A 20,599-nucleotide genomic window follows, 5' to 3' on the forward strand; every position below is an offset into this window, starting at 1 on the left:
TTAATTGGCAGTTGTTAACAATCGTCCGGCGAACAGCGCGGCTTCTTAGCGATTCTTCCGGCCGTCGATTTCAGAGCTTATCGACAAGTACCGGCGACCCCAAGCCCGAGATGTGGAGTTGGGGTCGCGGTGCGGGGTTTGGGAAACGATCAGGCCGTTTGGGCCAGCACAGCGGCGGCCAGATCGGCACGGGCTGCGAGAATCGACTTGCAGGCGATCGCCGCTTCGTATCCCTTGGTGACGAAATGGTCCTTGAAGAAGCGGATATGCGCTTCGCTTTCCTGGAAATTGTGCGGCGTCAGCACGGCCGAAAGCACCGGCACGCCGGTGTCGAGCTGCACGCGCATCATGCCGTCGAGCACGGTGCTCGCGACGAAATCGTGGCGGTAAATGCCGCCATCGACGACGAAGGCGCAGCCGAGAACGGCCGAGTAATGTCCGGTGCGGATCAGCGTCTGTGCATGAAGCGGGATTTCCAGCGCACCGGGCACGTCGAAGATGGTCACGTCGTCACGGCTGCCGCCGAGGTTTTCCCATTCCGTGACGAAGGCATCGACGCAGTTGTCGACGATATCCGCATGCCAGCGAGCGCGGATGACGGCGATCTTTTGGCCGGGTTTTACTGCAATGGTCATGGTCTCTTGCCTTTCAAGGGTTATTGCCGGTGGCCCGGCAAGTTCGGATCGGGATCGCCATCGCGTTTCGACGGCCGAGCCCCAATTTCCCTTGGGCGAACATGCATGGTCGGCCTCTCCTTGTCGGAGAGGCTTTCTCTGCGTGTTCTCTTCCATCCGGACTATACCGTCGGCTCCGGCATCGCACCGGATCTGCTGACCCTTCCGAAGAAGGCGCTCGCGGGCTGCGGAATTGCTTCCGATACCGCCGGTGGGGAATTGCGCCCCGCCCTGAGAACGATACCGATATACGAAGGCCCGAGGGGAAATTGCAAGGCCCGTCTATTCGATACCGGCCGCTTTGCCGTGCTCATATGTCTCCATCATATGGGCGAGAAAGGCCTCTACCCGGTTTGCCCGCACGGAGCGCGGATTGAGGAGCGCCACGATATCCGCATCCGGCAGTGACCATTCGGGCAGCACGCGCTGCAGGCGGCCGGTGGCGAGGTCGCCCGCGACGCTCCATTCGGACCGCTCGACGATGCCGAGGCCGGCAACGGCCCATTCGCGGATCACCTCGCCGTCATTGCTGGCGAAGGCCGGCTGTATCCGCACGGAAACGCGTTTCTTCGCCGGGCCGCTGAAGGTCCAGAGCGACACGTCCGCCTGGTTCTCGCGGATCACGCCGCAACGGTGATGGCTGAGGTCCGCCGGTGCGGAGGGGCGCCCCGATGTTTCGAGATAGCCAGGAGAAGCACAGAGAAACCGGCGATTGGTGGCGAGCTTGCGCTGAACGAGTTCGAGATCCGGCAGACGGCCGACATGGATGAGCACGTCCCAGGTTTCCGATCGCATCGCGCCGCGCGGATCGTCGGTCAGGGTCAGCGTCGGGCTCACTTCCGGGTTCTGCAGAAAGAAGCTGCCGATCACCCGCGCGACATGCAGCCGGCCGAACCCGAAGGGTGCAACGATGCGCAACGGACCCGACATAGCCCCCCGCCGCCCGGCAAGGTCGCCTTCCAGATCGGCAGGCTCCTTCAGCAGCACATCGGCCCGCGCCGCCATCATCTCGCCCTCAGCCGTCAGGCGTAGCACGCCGGTTCCTCGCTCCACGAGCTTCAGCTTGAGCCGGGCCTCCAGCTGCGCCAGCCGCTGCGAGATGGCGGGTGGCGTGACATCCAGCGCGCGGGCCGTCGCAGCCAGCGACGGGGCCCGCGAAACGGCCTGGATGAAGCGTAGGTCGGCGAGATCGATCATGAAGCATAGCTTAATGCGAAAGTCACATCTCGTGAATGGCAACTTTCCATCGGGATGGTAATAAGTATTAAACAGATGAGGAGGCGGCAATGCAGCCCGATACCGGTCTTAAAACGCTCCAGACACCTGCACTGGTGCTGGACGAAGCGAAGATGAACGCCAATATCGCGCGGCTCGCCCGGCACGCGGAAACGCTCGGCGTCTCTTTGCGTCCGCATCTCAAGACCGCCAAATCCGTCGATGTCGCAGGGCGTCTGCTCACCGGCGGCAACGGTCCGGCCACCGTTTCGACGCTCGCCGAAGCGGAAGTCTTCGCCGCCGCCGGAATCAGCGACATCCTCTATGCGGTCGGTATCGCGCCCCAGAAGCTCGATCGGGTCCTCGCGCTGCGTGATGCCGGATGCGACCTGACAATCATCCTCGATTCGGAAGAACAGGCACGCGCCGTCGCCGAAGCCTCCGCGAAGTCGGGAGGCCCGATCCCATCGCTGATCGAAATCGACAGCGACGGCCATCGCGGTGGTGTTCAGCCGGATGATGATGCCACCCTTCTTGCGATCGGCCGCATTCTTTATGGCTGCGGCTCGCTTCGCGGTGTCCTTACCCATGCAGGCGAGAGCTATAACGTGAGCGGTGCGGAAGCTCATGCCGATTTCGCCGAACGCGAGCGCCTTGCGGTCGTTACTGCAGCCGAGCGGCTGAGAGCGGACGGTTTGCCATGCCCGATCGTCAGCGTCGGCTCGACGCCCACGGCGCATGCCGCCCGCGACCTGACCGGTGTCACCGAAGTGCGTGCCGGCGTTTATGTCTTCTTCGATCTGGTCATGGCGGGCATCGGCGTCTGCCAGCCCGAGGATATCGCCATCTCGGTTCTCGCAACCGTTATCGGCCACCAGAGGGCGCGCGGCTGGGTCCTTGTCGATGCAGGCTGGATGGCCATGTCGCGTGACCGCGGAACTGCCCCGCAAAAGGTCGATCAGGGTTATGGCCTCGTCTGCGACGAGAACGGCACGATCATTCCGGACCTTGTCGTCTCACAGGCAAACCAGGAGCACGGCGTCATCATGGTCCGTCCCGGCTCATCCGGGGTTGCGCCCGATCTGCCGGTCGGCACGCGGCTGCGGATCTTGCCGAACCACGCCTGCGCCACCGCCGCGCAATATGACCGCTATCACGTCGTTCCCGCCGATGGCGGTTCCATGGCCGTCTGGCCGCGCTTCGGAGGATGGTAGGATGATTTTTATCAGCGAACAGGAATCCGCTGCGATCGCCTCGCATGAACTCGCCTTCGAGGCGGTGCGTGCCGCGCTGATCGCTGCCTCCAAGCCAAGAGCGCATTCCTTTCCGGTCGTGCTCGGAAATGCCAGCGATCCGCAGAACCGGTTTACCGTGAAGTCTTCCACGGACGAGCGGGTCACGGGTCTCAAGGTCGGATCGTATTTCCCGACCAATGACGCCAAGGGCCTGCCGCGGCATAATTCCATCACGCTGCTATTCGATCAGGCCGAAGGCCGCATCGGTGCGATCGTTGAGGGCGGCAAGCTGAATGCCTACCGCACCGCCGCGGCGGATGCTGTGGCGACCGACGCGCTCGCTCGAAGAGATGCGGCAGTGCTGGCGCTTTTCGGAACCGGCCATCAGGCGGAATACGAGGCGGCGGCCATCGCCCGCGTCAGGACATTGCAGCGCGTTCTCGTCGTGGGGCGTGATGCGGCAAGAACGGATAAGTTCGTCGCCGTGTTGCGCGAAAAGGGCCTTCCGGCGGAACGGGCCGATGCGGAAGCGGCATGCCGTGCCGCAGATATCATCGTCACGGCCACGACGGCAGCAGCACCGCTGTTCAAGGCCGAGTGGGTGAGGGCGGGCTGCCATATTTCCAGCATGGGATCGGACCGCACCGGCAAGCAGGAACTGCCTCCGGAGCTGTTTGCGACATCCCGCCTGTTCTGCGATCTGCCCGAACAATCGCGCCGCATCGGCGAATTCCAGCATGCGGTCGCTGGCGCGGACCTGACGGCGATCGGCGAAGTGCTGGACGGCAGGGCCGCCGGCCGGACAGGTGCGGAAGATATCACCATTTTCGACAGCTCCGGCATTTCACTGCAGGACCTCTACATGGCCGAGGCGGTCATCCGCCTTCGCGGATAAATCCATTTCAGGAGAAACCGATGACCGATCGCCTCACCAAACGCACCCACAGGCTCGCCGTCATTGCCGGCGACGGTATCGGCAAGGAAGTCATGCCGGAAGGCGTGCGGGTTCTCGAAGCCGCCGCCAAACGCTATGGCTTCGATCTCCAGCTCGACCACTTCGATTTCGCCTCCTGCGATTATTACGCCAAGCACGGCACGATGATGCCGACGGACTGGAAGGCGCAGATCGAAACACATGATGCGATCTTCTTCGGCGCGGTCGGCTGGCCGGCGGCAGTCCCGGATCATATTTCGCTCTGGGGTTCGCTCATCCAGTTCCGGCGGGAATTCGACCAGTATGTCAACCTTCGCCCCGTCAAGCTGATGCCCGGCGTGCCGGCGCCGCTCGCTGGCCGCAAGGCGGAAGACATCGATTTTTACGTCGTGCGGGAAAACACCGAGGGCGAATATTCCTCGATCGGCGGCCGGATGTTCCCCGGCACGGATCGCGAAGTTGTCATACAGGAAACTGTCATGACGCGGATCGGTGTCGATCGCATCCTCAACTTCGCCTTCGAATTGGCGCAGAAGCGACCGCGCCGTAAGGTGACCTCGGCGACCAAATCGAATGGCATCTCGATCACCATGCCCTATTGGGACGAACGCTTCGCGGAGGCCGCCAAGCGCTATCCCGGCGTCGAGGTTGACCAGTACCATATCGATATTCTCTGCGCGCATTTCGTGCTGAACCCCGACCGTTTCGACGTCGTCGTCGCCTCCAACCTGTTCGGCGATATCCTCTCCGATCTCGGGCCGGCCTGCACCGGGACGATCGGCATTGCGCCGTCCGGCAATATCAATCCGGAACGGAAGTTTCCGTCGCTCTTCGAGCCGGTGCATGGATCGGCGCCGGATATCGCCGGCAGGATGATCGCCAACCCGATCGGCCAGATCTGGGCGGCCAAGATGATGCTCGAACATCTGGGCGAGGAGGAAGCCGCCGTTGCCGTCATGCGCGCCATCGAGGCGACGCTTGCCGAACAGAGCCTGCGCACCCGCGATCTAGGCGGTCCGTTATCCACCGATGCCTGTGGCCGGGCCGTGGTGGAGCGTATCGAGTAGCCGCAGGCTGAAGGGGAGGGAGCAGGATGCGCGAGGTGCAAGGTCACACGGATATCATGCCGGGTTTCCGCTGGTACGATATCGAAACCGACGAAGGCTCGATCCGCACTGCGGTCAGTGGCTCGGGCCGGCCTCTGTTACTCCTGCACGGGCATCCGCAGACGCATCTGACCTGGCACAAGGTCGCACCCATCCTGGCCAATGATTTCACCGTTATCGCTCCCGATCTTCGCGGCTACGGCGACAGTTGGAAACCCGAGGGTGGGCCGGGGCATGTCAATTATTCGAAGCGGGCCATGGCGCTTGACCATTTGGAGGTCATGGCCGCTCTGGGTTTCGATCGCTTTTCCGTCGTCGGGCATGACCGCGGCGGGCGGGTCGCTCACCGGATGGCGCTTGACCACCCGCAAGCCATTGAAAAACTGGTACTGATCGATATCGCCCCGACCGCCACCATGTATGCCCGCACCGACATGGAATTTGCGCGGCGGTATTTCTGGTGGTTCTTTCTCATCCAGCCACATCCTCTGCCGGAGAGGCTGATTGCAGCCGATCCGGATTTTTTCCTCGACACGCATATTGCCGGGCAGATCAAGGTAGAGGGTTCGGTCGATCCGCAGGTGATGGCCGAATATCGCCGCTGCTACGCGGACCCCGCTACCCGACATGCGATCTGCGAGGACTACCGCGCGGCGGCGACCATCGATCTGGAGCACGATGCGGCCGACAAGGACAAGAGGGTCGCGGCGCCGCTGACGGCGCTCTGGGGCAGTCGCGGCACGGTCGGCGCGCTGTATGACGTGCTGGAAACCTGGCGCGAGAAGGCCATCGACGTGCGCGGACATGCCATCGATTGCGGACACAGCCCGCAGGAAGAGGCACCCGATGCGTTGCTTGAAGCGCTCAAGGCCGCTTTGTAAACGCGAGCAAGGCGTCTCCGACGCCCCACCGGCATTGACCGGAATCCCCTTATCTCAAAGACGAAGGCGACCTTGCCGAGAGCGGTCGCGCTGTTCGTGCCGTCTTCAACACGAGTTTCCAGGCGCTCCTTGGGCGGGGCCTGCCCGCCCGTTCTTCCCCTCTGCATTTTCAGACCGTACCCAGTACGAACTGGGGCGGTGTCCCGCTCACTTGTTGTGGGGCCACGGAAGAGGTGTCGGCAAATCAGATTGACACATGTCGTAAGACATCATATCTCTTACCTGTCTTATTTATTTGCCGGGAGGAGAACCGGCAATCCAAGGGAGGATCGGCCATGAAGCCGCTTATGAAGATTATGGCGCCGGCCCTGCTCGGTTCCGCACTGCTTTTCCAGCCTGCCTATGCCGAAACCCCACCGACCATGCTGGTCGTCGGTTTTTCGATGAACAACATCCTGACGCTCGATCCGGCCGCGATCACCGGTAAGGAGACCGTACAGGTTCTCGCCAACATATATGACAACCTGGTGTCGCTGAACGCGGTCAATCGCGCCCAGGTGGACCCGCAGCTGGCCGAAAGCTGGAAGATCGCCGACGATAACGGCTCGATCACCTTCAAGCTGCGCAAGGGCGCGACCTTCGCCTCGGGCAATCCGGTCACGTCTGCCGATGTCGTCTGGTCCTTCAAACGCCTGATGAAGCTGAACCTCGCGCAGGCGTCGTTCCTGAAGACCCACGGCTTCTCCGCCGCCAATGCGGATGCGAGTTTCACCGCGCCTGACGACAGCACCGTCGTCGTCACGCTGCCGAAGAAGGTCGATCCGGAAATCATCGTCCAGACGCTCGGCATCGTCGGGCCAGGCTCTATCCTCGACCAGAAGACGGTCATGGCGAACGAGAAGAATGGCGATCAGGGTGCGGCCTGGCTCACCAACAATTCCGCCGGCTCCGGCCCCTTCACGCTCGGCTCCTGGCAGTCCAACGAGCGCGTCATCCTTGAGCAGAACGCCAAATATTGGGGCGAAAAGCCGGCAATGCGCCGCATCATGATGCGCCATCTGGCCGAATCCCAGAGCCAGCGACTGATGCTGGAAAAGGGCGATATCGACGTTGCCTTCTCCATGTCGGCTGCCGACCTGAAGGCTCTCGAAGCCAACAAGAACGTCAAGATCCAGACCAACGGCGGCAGCGGCTTCTATTACCTCGCCGTTTCCATGAAGGACGAGAAGTTCCAGAAGCCGAAGGTCCGCGAGGCGCTGCGTTACCTGATCGACTATCAGGGCCTGAACGACAGCGTGCTGCCTTACTTTGGCAAGTTGCGTGACCGTCCGGTCCCGCAGGGCGTGTTCGGCGCGCTGCCGAATGCCGGCTACAAGCTCGATGTCACGAAGGCCAAGGCGCTGCTGGCGGAAGCCGGTTATCCAAACGGCTTTTCGACGACGCTGCGCGCCATTTCCGACGTGCCGTTCATGAGCCTTGCGACCGCCATCCAGGCGACGCTGGCGCAAGCCGGCATCAAGGCTGAGATTCTCACCGGCTCCGGCGACCAGGTTTATGGCGCGATGCGCGAGCGCAAGTACGAGCTCGTCGTCGGCCGTGGCGGCGGCGGTCAGCTGCCGCATCCGGACTCGAACTTCCGCGCCATCGTCTACAATCCGAACAATGCGGATGAGGCGAAGCTCACCAATTTTCAGGGCTGGCGCACGTCCTTCTATGACGAGAAGATCAACAGGATGATCGATGACGCCCTCGTCGAAGGCAACAAGGACAAGCAGGTCAAGGAATACCAGGATATCCAAAACTACTATGCGGACATGATGCCGGCGATCCAGCCCTTCTCGGAAGTGGTCGACAGCGTCGGGTATCGCGCCGATATCAAGGGTCTGGAGCTGAACCCGTCCTGGTCGACCCAGCTGCGCACGGTCAAGAAAGAACGATAATCGTCTTGTCGCTGCGGCGCGCTTTCCGGCGCGCCGCAAGGAATACGGCGATCCTGAGGAAGCACTATGACTAACGAGCGTCTCACCGCTTTCACGCGGCAGGCCGGCACGATCCTGGCAACCCTGATCGGGCTCTTGATCCTGACCTTCTGCATCGGACGATTGATGCCGGTCGATCCGGTCCGCGCCATCGTCGGCGAAGAGGCCGACCAGGCGACGTATAACATGGTCGCGGAACGGATCGGCGCCGACCTGCCGCTCTGGCAGCAGTTCTTCCGGTATGTGAACGATCTGTTGCACGGCGATTTCGGCACTTCGATCCGCACCGGCCAGCCGGTCATCAACGACATCTTGCATGTCATGCCGGCGACGATCGAGCTTGCGACCTTCGCGATCATCGTCGGGGCCGGTCTCGGCATTCCGCTCGGCATTCTCGCCGCCGTGCGCCGCAACAAGCCGGTCGACCACGTCATCCGTTTCCTCACCCTGATCGGCCATTCCATGCCGATCTTCTGGACCGGCATGATCGGCCTGATCATCTTTTATGCCGCGCTCGATCTCGTCGGCGGCGGCGGGCGTCTGTCGGATTATTATATCGGTCTCGTTCCGGAAACGACCGGCTTCGTGCTGATCGACGCGCTGATTGCGGGAGACATGGAAGTCTTCTGGGATGCGGTGAACCATCTTCTCCTGCCGGCCAGCATCCTCGGTTATTCGTCAATGGCCTATATCACCCGCATGACCCGCAGCTTCATGCTGGACCAGCTGAACCAGGAATATATCACCACGGCGCGGGTGAAGGGCCTCTCCAAGGGCCGCACCATTTGGCACCATGCATTCGCCAATATCCGCGTGCAGCTGGTGACAATCGTGGCACTTGCCTATGGCAGCCTGCTCGAAGGCGCGGTGCTGATCGAGACCGTGTTCTCCTGGCCGGGTTTTGGCCAGTACATCACCAACAACATGCTGATCGGCGACATGAACGCTGTCATGACCTGCGTGCTGCTCGTCGGCATCATCTTCATCGCGCTGAACCTGCTGTCCGACGCGCTCTACAAGATCTTCGATCCGAGGACGCGGTGATATGGCAGCGAACTCTCTTTCCATGCAGGATGGCGTTATGTCCGGTCGTCGCTCAAATCCCAATTCGTTCGTGAACCGGTTCCTGGTGATCATCCGCGAACTGCTCGGCAATCCGTCCTCGGGGTTCGGCCTGGTGGTGATCACCATCCTGCTCTTGACCGCGATCGTCGCGCCGCTGATCGCGCCTTATGATCCGAACGTTATCAACCTCGCCAACACGCTGAAGCCGCCGAGCGCTGCGAACTGGTTCGGAACCGACGAACTCGGCCGCGACATCATGAGCCGCATCATTTACGGCACCCGCATCAGCCTGACGATCATCACCATCGTCTCGGTCATCGTCGGCCCAATCGGTCTGCTGGTCGGCACGACCGCCGGTTATTTCGGCGGCTGGTACGATACGATCATGATGCGCATCACCGATATCTTCCTGTCCTTCCCGAGCCTCATCCTGTCGCTCGCCTTCGTGGCGGCACTCGGCGCCGGCCTCGAAAACGCGATCATCGCCATCGGCCTCACCGCCTGGCCGCCGATCGCCCGTCTGGCGCGCGCCGAAACGCTGACCTTCCGCGGTGCCGACTATATTTCCGCTTCCCGCATGCAGGGCGCCTCGTCGCTGCGCATCATCATCAAGTCGATCATGCCGATGTGCCTGCCGTCCGTCCTAGTGCGAATCACGCTGTCAATGGCGACCGTCATCCTCACCGCCGCCGGCCTCGGCTTCCTCGGCCTCGGCGCCCAGCCGCCGCTGCCCGAATGGGGCGCGATGATCGCCACCGGCCGGCGCTACATGCTGGACAACTGGTGGCTGGTGGCCTTCCCGGGTGGCGCCATTCTGCTTGTCAGCCTCGCCTTCAATCTTCTCGGCGACGGCCTGCGCGACGCGCTAGACCCGAAACAGCACTAGGATTTCGGTCATGGACAACATTCTTCTGAAAGTCGAAAACCTCCGTGTCAGCTACCGCGCCGGCAAGTCCTACAACACGGTCGTCAAAGGCGTCTCCTTCGATCTCGGCCGCGAACGGCTCGGCATCGTCGGCGAATCCGGTTCCGGCAAATCGACCATCGGCCGGGCGCTTCTGAAGCTTCTGCCGTCGGCGAAGATCGAAGCCGACCAGATGGATTTTTCCGGCACCGATCTTCTCTCCGCCACCGAGAAGCAGATGCTATCGATCCGCGGCCGCCGCATTTCGATGATCCTGCAAGACCCGAAATTTTCGTTGAACCCGGTCCACCGCGTCGGCGACCAGATCGCCGAAGCCTATCGCGTCCACACCAAGGCTTCCGCTCAGATCGCCAAGCAGAAGACGCTGGAAATGCTGGAAGCGGTCAAAATCCGCGACCCGGAACGCGTGTTCGGCCTTTATCCGCATGAAGTCTCCGGCGGCATGGGCCAGCGCATCATGATCGCCATGATGCTGATCCCCGAGCCGCAGATCATCATCGCCGACGAACCGACTTCGGCGCTCGATGTCACCGTGCGCATGCAGGTGCTGAACATCCTCAACGAACTCGTCACCAACAAGGGCATCGGCTTGATCATGATCAGCCACGACCTGAACCTCGTGCGCAATTTCTGCGATCGCGTTCTCGTCATGCGCCATGGCGAAGTGGTCGAGGAGCGCGCGGCACGCGACATGAAGAACTGCACGCATCCCTATACGCAGGGCCTGCTCGCCGCTCAGCCGCATATCGGCGGCTCCCGCAAGCCTCTCCCGGTGCTGAACCGCGAGACGCAGATCAAGGAGGTAAGTGCATGACCGCCATCGACGTCCGCAACCTCTCGATCGATCTCGGTTATGGTCTCGCCAAGAAACGCATTCTGGGAGATGTCTGCTTCGCCGTCGAGGCCGGCGAATCCTTCGGCCTTGTCGGCGAATCCGGCTCCGGCAAATCGACCATCCTGCGCTGTATCGCCCGTCTCCTGAATGCCTGGGACGGCGATATCAAGCTGGAAGGACGCTCGGTCAACGACATGCCGTTTGCCGAATATTGCCGCATGGTGCAGATGGTTTTCCAGGACCCTTACGGTTCGCTGCATCCGCGCCAGTCGATCCGCACCGCGCTTCAGGAACCCTTGCGCATCCATCGTATGGACCGGCAGGTCGAGCGGATGGAACGGGCGCTGATCGATGTCGGCCTCAACCCGGATTTCCTCGCCCGCTACCCGCACGAGCTGTCCGGCGGCCAGCGGCAGCGCGTGGCGATCGCCCGCGCCCTGATCCTCGAACCGCGCATCCTGCTGCTCGACGAGCCAACCTCGGCGCTCGACGTCTCGGTTCAGGCCGAAGTGCTCAACCTGCTTGCCGATCTGCGTGCAAAACGCAACCTGACCTATCTCTTCGTCAGCCATGATCTTGCGGTGATCGACCATATGTGCGAGCGCCTTGCAGTGATGCAGCACGGTCGCGTCGTGGAAATCATGAGCCGCGATGTGCTGGCGACAGGCGAAGCCAAGGATCCCTATGCCCGCGAACTGATCCAGGCGAGCCTCGAATACGACCACGCCGTCTAAGTTTGAAAGGGCAGGGAGGTGCCACGATGACGCTCGAAGCCGGAAAATCCGCTCTGTCGGCAGCCCCTCTGGCACGCCGGGAAACGCTCAGCACGCAGGTGGTGCGTGCCATTAGCGACCGCATCAAGAACGGCGATTATCCGCGCGGCTCGAAACTACCGACGGAAAAGGCGCTGATCGATGAGCTGGGCGTCAGCCGCACTGTCGTGCGCGAAGCGATCGCCAATCTCAGAGCCAGCGGCCATGTCTCCATCCATCATGGCATCGGCGTTTTCGTGCGGGAGGATGCGGGCATTATGCCCTTCCGGCTGACCGATGAGAACATGATGCGCGTCGAAAGCGTGCTGAAGGGCCTGGAATTGCGCATCGGCATCGAATCCGAATCCGCAGCCCTTGCGGCCGAGCGCCGAACCGCCGTGGATATCGCGGCCATGCACGCCGCATTTGAATCGATGGATCGCTCGATCAGCCAACTCGACCGCAACACGCAGTCGGATTTCGAGTTTCACTGCGCTGTCGCCGCCGCCAGCCAGAACGAACATTTCATCGGCATCTTCAACTATCTCGGTGAAACGCTGATGCCGCGCATGCGCATGCAGGCACATCAGGTCGACGATGAGATTTTCACCGGCCATCTCCGGCGCGTCAACGATGAGCACAAGGCGATATTCGCCGCGATCGAAGGCAATGACGCCGAAGGTGCGCGCGCCGCAATGCGCAGACACCTCACCGACAGCCGCGACCGGCTGATTGCGAGGACGCGAAACACGCCATGATCGATGGCGAGAACATGTCGGGCCTCGCCAGAAGGCTACGCGACAACCTGTCTTTCGCGTGGAATTTCGATCCCGGAAAAGAAGACTTTGCGGCCTGGAGTGGCCGTACACGCAATGAGGTCCGGGCGGCGCTTGGCGTCGAACGCGTTCCATCTGCCCAGGTTTCTGTGATCGGCGAATGGCGCGAAGACGATCTCCAAGGGCAGGAGCTTCAGCTGCATTTTTCCAACGGGGAAACCACCGGCGCCTATCTGCTTCGGCCTAACACCAAAGCGCCGACACCGGCAGCACTTCTGCTGCACGATCACGGTTCATTTTTTTCGATCGGCAAAGAGAAACTGATCCGCCGGCCCGGCGAGAGCGTGGAACTCACCGCCGATATCGACCACTGGACGGCAAGACTTTATGGCGGCCGACATGTCGGCAACGAACTCGCGCGCAGCGGTTATACTGTGCTCTGCGCCGATGCGCTCGGCTGGGGTAGCCGCAAGGGCAACGGCTATGAGGCCCAACAGGCGCTCGCCGCCAATCTCATGCAGTTTGGGGTTTCGTATGCCTCGGTGATCCTTCAGGAAGACCTCGAGGCGCTTGCCATGCTTTGCCGTCTGCCGGACGTGGACGCTCGCCGCGTTGCCAGCTTCGGTTATTCCATGGGCGGCTCGCGTGCCTGGCAGCTTGCGGCGCTTTCCGATGACGTGAAAGCCTGTGTCGCCGGCGGCTGGATGGGAACGTTGCAGGGCCTCATGCAGCCGGGCAACAACCAGCTGCGAGGACAATCGGCTTTTACCATGCTGCACCCGCAGATCGCCGGGAAGCTGGATTATCCGCATTTTGCAGGATTGGCAGCGCCGAAGCCGGCTTTGATCTTCAGCGGCGCAGAGGACCGGCATTTCCCGCAGAGTGCCGCTTTGGCGGCGCATGAACAGGTGCGGGATATTTGGACAGCGTCAGGTGCCGGCAATCGGGTCGAAACGCAGCTCTGGCCTGGGGCGGCGCATGCGTTTCCCGTCGATCAGCAGGATCATGCGATGGATTGGCTTGCTCGAGTGATGTGAGTGGCGGGTGGTAATGCTTCGGTTGAGAAAAACGCTGCTATTTGCCGTTTTCTCTCCCAGATGTTTGATGTCATTCCGTGTGATACCCCCCTCTGCCCTGCCGGGCATCTCCCCCTCAAGGGGGGGAGATTGACTCGTGGCGCTACCTTTTCGTTACATCTGTCGTCTTCCACGAAGCGATTGAGGATTCCGCTACCGATGGCACCAGCCATGGTTATGGCAAGCGGCAACGGAAGCATTCGTTGTTTGGGTAAAGTCCACGCTCCCAGCCAATCTCCCCCCTTGAGGGGGAGATGCCCGGCAGGGCAGAGGGGGGTGGGGCGGGGTACATCGGCTGCTGTGATCATTCTCAGGCCTGCCCCGGGGATAAACAGCGCGGTCATTCGAGCATCTTCAACCACTTAACCTACCACTTATCCCCATCCTCCAAACCTGCGCCTACAATCCCCCTGCTTCCGTCGCCGGAGTGTTTCGCGAGACGTTCGCGGGCAGGCGGAGGCCGGCGCTTTCATCGGACCCGTAACGTGCGGGAAAGGTGGAAGAGGTGAGAGCCATGGAGCGGAAGCCGAAAGGCCAACGTTCCTATCAAGCATCCCCCTGGCCGCCAGGCCGGGTTCGGTTTGAGCCGTGCAAGCGTGAGAGAAATCTTGCGTGCAGAGAAGGCGAGGCAATCATCTGTAGGGACCGGAAGTCCCGAAAAGACGCCGAAGGCCACGCGAATGCGGAGCCACCATTACTAAAACTATTTGAGGTTCCGCATTCGTGTGGGCTCTCCGATCTTTGACATGACCATGGCGGGAGACCGCGCGTGGATACGAAGTGCTGGCCGAAGGTCGAAATTCGACGAAATCAATTTCAGCGATGCAGATCTGGCGTGCATGAAAGAGGCCGCGAACAAGAAAAAGCCCGACCTCATAGAGACCGGGCTCCTTCTTCTGCTTGGGAGGCAGGTCGGCTGCTTAGCCGACAAGGTTGGCGTTGATGAAGTCGAAATTGATGTCTTCGCCGAGGCCCGGCTTGTCCGAGATATGCACGAAGCCGTCCTTGTCCATCGGATCAACGAGGGCATTCAGGTATTCGAAACCGTCATCATATTCGAGGAAGGGATGCAGCAGGCCGCGTTCGTACCATTTGGCATTCTTGGTGCAGGCGGCGACGATCAGGTTGGGGGCGCCATTGCCATGGATTTCGCAGTTCATGCCGAAGGATTCGGCCAGATGCATGCACTTCATCGCCGGGCTGATGCCGCCGACGTCATGCACGCCGGTGCGCAGAATATCGCAGGCCTTGGTGGTGATCCATTCCGCACGGCTGAAATGCTTGCCGCCGGCGCTTTCCGGGCCAAGCACAGGAATATCGAGGTTTTCGGCAAGCCAGGCGTAGGAAGCGGAACTATCCTCATCCATCGGCTCTTCGATCCAGGCGAAGCCGAGCTTTTCCAGGCCGCGGCCAAGTTCCAGAGCGTCGGTGCGGCTGTACCAGTGGAAGGCATCGATCATCAGGTGGATATCCGGGCCGACCGCCTCGCGCACGGCGGCGCAGGCCTTCAGATCCATCTTGACGTCGGGGGCCCAGGAAACCGGCGGCATCCAGGTGTGCAGCTTTATGCCCTTGTAGCCGCGCTTGACCAGCGTTTCACCGAACCGGCCGTAATCCTCCGGTGTGGCAAGGCCGTTTTCCAGCTCGTCGCCGCACATGATCGAGCCATAGGCGGGAATCTTTTCCCGGTAACTGCCGATCAGCTTGTGGACCGGCATGTCGAGCTTGCGGCCGGCGAGGTCCCAGAGGGCGCAATCGACGATGGCGAGCGCTCGGTCAGTCAGCTGCATGGCGCTGCCGCGCTGCCAGTGGGCAAGATCCTGCCACAAGCGCTCGCGGGCGAACGGGTCTTCGCCGATCAGCACCTTCTTGACGAACTTGTCGATGACGTGAGGGCGGATGACTTCCGGCGGCGCGAAGCAGTAGCCTTCGGTCCCGTCGTCAGCGACGATCGTCAGGATCGCCAGGTTGACCTTGTGCGGCGGGCCGGGATGGGCATGGCCGGCGGTGTCCTGGTGGCGGCGGGTCGTGTGGGAAAACACCCGCACGTTGACGTCTACGATCTTCACGAACTTCCTCCTGTCAGAAACGAAGGAGTGAGCCTTCGCCAGTGCATGCCGAACTTGTTGCAGAGGCCGCCGTCAGGCGGCGATGTCCTCAAGAATATAACTCGGCGGCGTAACTTATTATGTCATCATACATCATAGGTCGTCTCAATCCGCAGGTCTAGTGCCTGCCTTGGATAAATTTATCTACGGAATTTCTATTAAAAACCATCACCTTAGGCGGATAAGTCCGATGATTTAGAAGTCATATTATCAATATTGACACTTGTCATATAAGTAGGTAGCTTCTCGTCATCAAACTAGGAAGGAACTAGCCATGTCGATGGATCCAATTGAATTGAAGCGCGCGCTCGGCGCCGGCCTCTTGTCTTTTCCCGTCACGCCGTTCGGCCAGGATGGCCTTTTCAATCGCAAGGCTTATGAAAAGCATGTCGGCTGGCTGGCCGGTTTCGACGCATCGGTGCTGTTTGCAGCCGGCGGGACAGGGGAGTTCTTCTCGCTGGAGCCTTCCGAAATCCCTGAGATCATCGAAGCCGCCAAGGCTTCGGCCGGCAATACGCCGATAGTCTCGGGCTGCGGTTATGGCACGCGCATCGCGGTCTCCATCGCAAAGTCTGCCGAAAAGGCCGGCGCCGACGGCATTCTGCTTCTGCCGCATTACCTGATGGATGCCAGCCAGGAAGGCCTCTACCAGCATATCAAGACCGTCTGCCAGTCGGTCGGCATCGGCGTAATGGTCTATAACCGCGACAATTCGATCCTGACGGCTGAGACGCTGGCGCGTCTTTGCGACGTCTGCCCGAACCTTGTCGGCTTCAAGGACGGTTCCGGCGATATCGGCACGGTGCGCAAGATCACCGCGGTCATGGGCGACCGGCTGACCTATCTCGGCGGCATGCCGACCGCCGAACTCTTCGCAGATGCCTATCTCGGCGCGGGCGTCACCACCTATTCGTCCGCCGTCTTCAACTTCGTTCCGGCGCTCGCACAGCAGTTCTACAAGTCGCTGCGTGCCGGCGACACCGCCGCGACGAACAAGATCCTCATCGATTTCTTCTATCCGTTCATGGATATCCGCAATCGCCAGAAGGGTTATGCGGTATCCGCGATCAAGGCGGGCGTACGCCTGATGGGCTTCGACACTGGCCCGGTCCGCGCGCCGCTGACCGATCTGACCGCTGAAGAAGTGAAGATGCTGGAGGCGCTTTGCGAGCCCTATCGCAATGCCGACTCGGCCGCGCAGGCTGCCGAATAAGAAATTGCAATCTCCGAATAGCCGGCACGCGACCTCGCGTGCCGGCATGACATGCCGCTAGGCGTCGGGATCAGTCCGAGTATCGGTCCCGACCGCCCCTTCGAGCGGTCCGGAGGCCCACATTTGCTGTGTGCTTCCAAAAGATACACCATCTGTGGCTATCAAGCCGTTGCAGAAGTGTTGTATTGGAGACAGTGCAATCTGGATCGATCCATCACGGTGGTGTCGCACCTTGCGGGTTTTGTCGCTTGGCTTATCTGATAGGTGTGAAAATAAACTCGAGGACGACTCGTGAGTAGAGCCCGGCCTGCGCTCCTTCTTCTGAGCGCGTCGCTCATCCCTGTCATCATTCTCGCCGCAGCGATGGGGTGGTTCTTCATCAGCGAGCAGCAGAAGGCCATTGATGACGACCTGCGCAGCCGGGCTGTCACCATGGCTGCAACTCTGCAGCGTGAGCTGAAAACGCAGATCCAGCTGCTTTCCCTGGTTGCCGATTCGCCGCGTCTCGATCCGCCGATTTCCCGCCCCGGCTTTGCTGAGACGGCACGCCGCCTGCGCGAACGGGTTCCGGCATGGGAGCAGATCCGGGTTTCAGACGAGCAAGGCGAGGTGGTTTTGTCGCTTCCGCCGCTGCAGGACGATGACGGCCGCCGTGTGGTCGATGTCGAAAGCCACGCAACGGTGATCCGCAGCGGCGCGCCGATCATCGGCAATATCGCTATCGGCCCGAACGGACAGGCGGCTTTCGCGATCAGGGTGCCGATCCAGAGGAAGGATCGACTACGTGCCGTGCTTTCCGCCGTCATTCGCCCGGCGATCGTCACCAACCTGCTTTACGCCGGCGGACTTCCCAGCACATGGTCGGTCTGGGTGGTGGATGGGCAGGATCGGTTGGTCGCATCAACCGGCACGCCCGGACTTGCCGGCAAGCCGGCCGGCGAGTTCGCCAGCTTTTCCGGAAACGGTTTCGGCGAGGCGGCGCTGAAGGCCGGTGGCGACCTGCGCGCCACCGAAGTGGCGCTGGAAGAGACGCCGTGGCGGGTGAGGGTAGGGCTGCCGATCGCCGAATACGACCGGCCCGCCCGCAATGCGACGATCCTTCTCGTTGCCGCAAGCTGTTTTACCCTGCTGCTTTCCGGCTCGGCAGCGTTCCTGTTCCAGCGAGAATTGCATTCCCGCAACCGGGAGCGCGAAAGCATGGCCAACTGGCAGCGGATGGATGCCCTCGGAAAACTCACCGGCCAGGCTGCGCACGACTTCAACAATCTGCTGATGGTCTTCCAATCCGGTGTCGAGGGCATCAAGCGCCGACGCAATGACGAACAGCGCGTGACGCAACTGCTGTCGCATATGGGCGATGGGGTCGCACGGGGTAAGACGATAACCCAACGTCTCTTATCTTTCTCCCGGCGCTCTAATCAGGGTGCCGCGCATATCGAGCTGGACGTCCGGCTGAATGAGCTCGAACCGCTTCTGCGTCAGGCCGTCAACGACACGATCGTGATGGAAACCAGCCTGCCGGACGACCTCTGGCCCGTGCATGTCGATCCTGCGAGCCTGGAAATCGCATTGATAAATCTTCTCACGAACTCGCGGGAGGCGATGGAGAATGGCGGGCGGGTCACCATTTCTGCACGCAATGTTCCCGAGGCGGCCATCGAGGATCCCGGTCTTCACGGCGCGTTCGTCGCGCTGACGGTGACCGATACCGGCACAGGCATCCAGCCCGGCGATATCGTCCGCATTTTCGAGCCGTTCTTTTCCATCAGGAAGGATGGGAGGCCGGGTCTGGGTTTGACCCAGGTGCATAGCTTCGCCCATGGCAGCGGCGGCGCCGTGAAAGTGACGAGCCTGATCGGCCATGGCAGCGCCTTTACATTGCTGCTTCCCAAATCGAATGTACCACGCATGCCGCGCCAGGAGATCAAGCCGGCCATCGATCTACCGCGAACGATGCTGATCGTCGACGATACGCCGTCATCTCTGGAATCTCTGCGCCTCAGCCTGGAAGGGCTGGTGTCGACAATTTTGACCGCGGCAAGCGGCGAAGAGGCGCTTGTCGTCCTCGATCGCAATCCGCAGATCGAAGCCGTCGTCAGCGACATCATGATGCCTGGAATGTCCGGTATCGAGCTCGCGGAAGAGATCGCCCGCAGAAATCCGCGCCTGCCGATCGTCCTGATGACCGGCTACAGCGACAAACAGGAAGCCGGCGTCGAAATCACCCGGCCGGTGGTCGCAAAGCCTTTCGACAATCAGGAGCTTGCCAGGGCGTTTAATACGGCCAGGGCGAGGTCTTCGGATAACGTGGTGCAGCTAGGGCTTCCAACGCGCAGTTAGTTGCGTCTCTCGACGTAGCGGCTAGGTCATGCCCAGAGCGAGAGAGGCGCTGACCAGAAGTGTAAGCAGCGGTGATGGTGGTCTTTCTGGTGGGGCAGTTGATGACAACCTCCATAGCAGTGCTGGAGTCGATTGGTTCTGGCTCGAAGTCAGCGTAACGACGCGTTTTGATCGTCCCCAATTCGGCCTCATCCGGAAATCCGGCGTGAGTGGGGGCCTCATTCGATTTTACCCTATGCTGGTTCCATGTTGAATGCAACGCTGGTTGGAAACCTACACGGCCTGCCGTTCCAAAGCCAATAGATGCAGACTGAACATCTCCTTTGGCGTTTGAAACCCCAGGCATTTGCGCGGGGTACTGTTAAGCCGGTCACATAGAGAACGTATCTCCTGGTTGCTGACATCCAGCACGATCGTTTCCGGCGGCAGGTAGCGGCGAACGCGCTTGTTGGTGTTCTCCACCGTGCCTTTCTGCCAAGGCGCCTGCGGATCGCAAAACCAGGCTGCAGTTCCCATGCCACGCTTCAGTTCGCGCCATGAGACGAACTCCAGTCCGCGATCGAATGTCAGGCTCTGGCGGGCCGGCGCGGGCAGGGGTGCCAGATGATGGATCAGCTGACTCATGATCGGCTTCGATCGCCTGTCGTTGTTGCGGAACAGGACGGTATAGCGGCTCTTGCGCTCGACGACGGTCGCGATGTTGGCAGCGCCGTGTTCCTTCCTGAAGATCATCAGATCCGCTTCCCAATGACCGAACTCGCTTCTCGAATTGATCGATTCCGGTCGGTTGCGAATGGCGCACTCCATTGGAAAGACAAGGCTTCTGGGCTTGCGCGCGTATCGTGGCCGACGCTTGCGTCGCCGCTCCGGCAAGTGTCGAGCCAGTTGCTGATCCTGGCCTTCCTGCGAGTAGACATATTGGTAGATCGTCTCATGGCTCAACCTCGCAGACGAGCCGGTGACAAGCCTCAGGCGTCCGGAAATCTGTTCTGGAGACCAGCCATCCTTCAGCCGATCGATGACGGCGGCGCGCAGAGCCGGATCACGCAGTAGCTTGCGATATTTGCGCCGTCGGCCGGATGCCATGCTATGTGCGGTGACGTGCCAGTATCCCTCGGCAACAGGTGCCTCACGGTCGTGCCAGAAATTCCGTCGCAACTCACGGCAGATTGTCGAACGGTCGCGCCGAAGGGTGCGAGCGATCTCTGCCTGGCTCATCTTCTTCTCATGCATCCGCGCAATCACGCGACGTTCGTCCATACTCAACTGCACAAAAGAGCGGCACATTCCATCCTCCTGATATCATGGCCTTTATTCTCCTCGTTGCATTTGAAAATGGAATCTGCCCTATCAATGCGTCATGTGGCGGCAAGGTTGAAATGTCCGCCGGTTTGCAAAGTAGAAATGTCCGACGGGTCGTCACAATGCCCATCGACGAGCCCCGATCTGACCGGCTGATACCGGTTGCAAGATCAGATCGGGGCG

General features: G+C 61.1%; 17 protein-coding genes and 1 riboswitch. Of the genes, 13 read left to right on the forward strand and 4 right to left on the reverse strand.

Going from position 1 to position 20,599, the window contains the following annotated elements; genetic code table 11:
- Window positions 1-149 precede the first annotated feature (149 nt).
- Together KX729_RS14160 and KX729_RS14165 are read right to left on the reverse strand one after the other, a co-directional pair.
- Window positions 150-635 carry a 6,7-dimethyl-8-ribityllumazine synthase gene (locus KX729_RS14160; RefSeq protein WP_219743096.1) on the reverse strand — a complete coding sequence of 162 codons (486 nt, stop codon included), beginning with the start codon at window positions 633-635 and terminating at the stop codon, window positions 150-152.
- A 140-nt stretch (window positions 636-775) separates the two neighbouring features.
- A riboswitch (FMN riboswitch) is annotated at window positions 776-917 on the reverse strand.
- 39 nt (window positions 918-956) lie between these two features.
- The gene (locus tag KX729_RS14165) at window positions 957-1,871 is read right to left on the reverse strand and encodes a LysR family transcriptional regulator (RefSeq protein ID WP_219743097.1); all 915 of its coding nucleotides are present in this window, start codon (window positions 1,869-1,871) and stop codon (window positions 957-959) included.
- Between the two features lie 89 nt (window positions 1,872-1,960).
- Here KX729_RS14165 and KX729_RS14170 point away from each other — a divergent pair, with 89 nt between their 5' ends.
- The 11 genes from KX729_RS14170 to KX729_RS14220 all read left to right on the forward strand — a co-directional run bounded on the left by KX729_RS14170 (window position 1,961) and on the right by KX729_RS14220 (window position 13,414).
- Window positions 1,961-3,103, forward strand: coding sequence for a DSD1 family PLP-dependent enzyme (locus tag KX729_RS14170; RefSeq protein WP_219743098.1), 1,143 nt, complete (start codon window positions 1,961-1,963; stop codon window positions 3,101-3,103).
- Between the two features lies 1 nt (window position 3,104).
- Entirely contained in the window at window positions 3,105-4,019 is a 915-nt protein-coding gene (locus tag KX729_RS14175) for an ornithine cyclodeaminase family protein (protein ID WP_219743099.1), read from the forward strand.
- 20 nt (window positions 4,020-4,039) lie between these two features.
- Entirely contained in the window at window positions 4,040-5,125 is a 1,086-nt protein-coding gene (locus tag KX729_RS14180) for a tartrate dehydrogenase (RefSeq protein ID WP_219743100.1), read from the forward strand.
- A gap of 26 nt (window positions 5,126-5,151) precedes the next feature.
- The gene (locus KX729_RS14185) at window positions 5,152-6,045 is read left to right on the forward strand and encodes an alpha/beta fold hydrolase (protein ID WP_219743101.1); all 894 of its coding nucleotides are present in this window, start codon (window positions 5,152-5,154) and stop codon (window positions 6,043-6,045) included.
- Window positions 6,046-6,380: 335 nt separating this feature from the next.
- Window positions 6,381-7,985, forward strand: coding sequence for an ABC transporter substrate-binding protein (locus KX729_RS14190; RefSeq protein ID WP_376775960.1), 1,605 nt, complete (start codon window positions 6,381-6,383; stop codon window positions 7,983-7,985).
- 66 nt (window positions 7,986-8,051) lie between these two features.
- Window positions 8,052-9,068 (forward strand): ABC transporter permease, encoded by a 1,017-nt coding sequence (locus tag KX729_RS14195; protein ID WP_219743102.1) that lies wholly within the window; start codon window positions 8,052-8,054, stop codon window positions 9,066-9,068.
- A 1-nt stretch (window position 9,069) separates the two neighbouring features.
- A complete protein-coding gene (locus tag KX729_RS14200; protein ID WP_376775961.1) occupies window positions 9,070-9,975 on the forward strand; it encodes an ABC transporter permease in 906 nt (301 codons plus the stop codon).
- A 10-nt stretch (window positions 9,976-9,985) separates the two neighbouring features.
- Window positions 9,986-10,828: an ABC transporter ATP-binding protein gene (locus KX729_RS14205; RefSeq protein WP_219743103.1), complete on the forward strand. Its 843-nt coding sequence runs from the start codon at window positions 9,986-9,988 to the stop codon at window positions 10,826-10,828.
- Window positions 10,825-11,583 carry an ABC transporter ATP-binding protein gene (locus KX729_RS14210; protein WP_219743104.1) on the forward strand — a complete coding sequence of 253 codons (759 nt, stop codon included), beginning with the start codon at window positions 10,825-10,827 and terminating at the stop codon, window positions 11,581-11,583. The genes KX729_RS14205 and KX729_RS14210 overlap by 4 nt, the downstream gene beginning before the upstream one ends.
- A 26-nt stretch (window positions 11,584-11,609) precedes the next feature.
- The gene (locus KX729_RS14215; RefSeq protein ID WP_219743105.1) at window positions 11,610-12,359 is read left to right on the forward strand and encodes a FadR/GntR family transcriptional regulator; all 750 of its coding nucleotides are present in this window, start codon (window positions 11,610-11,612) and stop codon (window positions 12,357-12,359) included.
- Window positions 12,356-13,414 (forward strand): dienelactone hydrolase family protein, encoded by a 1,059-nt coding sequence (locus tag KX729_RS14220; protein WP_219743106.1) that lies wholly within the window; start codon window positions 12,356-12,358, stop codon window positions 13,412-13,414. The genes KX729_RS14215 and KX729_RS14220 overlap by 4 nt, the downstream gene beginning before the upstream one ends.
- Window positions 13,415-14,373: 959 nt before the next feature.
- On the opposite strand, the gene KX729_RS14225 is transcribed toward KX729_RS14220, so the two are convergent.
- On the reverse strand, window positions 14,374-15,522 hold the full coding sequence (locus tag KX729_RS14225; RefSeq protein ID WP_219743107.1) for a mandelate racemase family protein: 1,149 nt from the start codon (window positions 15,520-15,522) through the stop codon (window positions 14,374-14,376).
- Window positions 15,523-15,841: 319 nt separating this feature from the next.
- Between KX729_RS14225 and kdgD the strand changes: the two genes are divergently transcribed.
- Both kdgD and KX729_RS14235 read left to right on the forward strand, forming a co-directional pair.
- Entirely contained in the window at window positions 15,842-16,774 is a 933-nt protein-coding gene (gene kdgD / locus KX729_RS14230; RefSeq protein ID WP_219743146.1) for a 5-dehydro-4-deoxyglucarate dehydratase, read from the forward strand.
- A 291-nt stretch (window positions 16,775-17,065) separates the two neighbouring features.
- Window positions 17,066-19,114 carry a response regulator gene (locus KX729_RS14235; protein ID WP_312991021.1) on the forward strand — a complete coding sequence of 683 codons (2,049 nt, stop codon included), beginning with the start codon at window positions 17,066-17,068 and terminating at the stop codon, window positions 19,112-19,114.
- A gap of 273 nt (window positions 19,115-19,387) precedes the next feature.
- Here KX729_RS14235 and KX729_RS14240 read toward each other — a convergent pair whose 3' ends face one another.
- Window positions 19,388-20,401: an IS30 family transposase gene (locus tag KX729_RS14240; RefSeq protein ID WP_219743108.1), complete on the reverse strand. Its 1,014-nt coding sequence runs from the start codon at window positions 20,399-20,401 to the stop codon at window positions 19,388-19,390.
- Window positions 20,402-20,599 lie beyond the last annotated feature (198 nt).

The sequence above is a fragment of the Neorhizobium populisoli genome (genome assembly GCF_019430945.1).
In the GTDB taxonomy this organism is placed as follows: domain Bacteria; phylum Pseudomonadota; class Alphaproteobacteria; order Rhizobiales; family Rhizobiaceae; genus Neorhizobium; species Neorhizobium populisoli.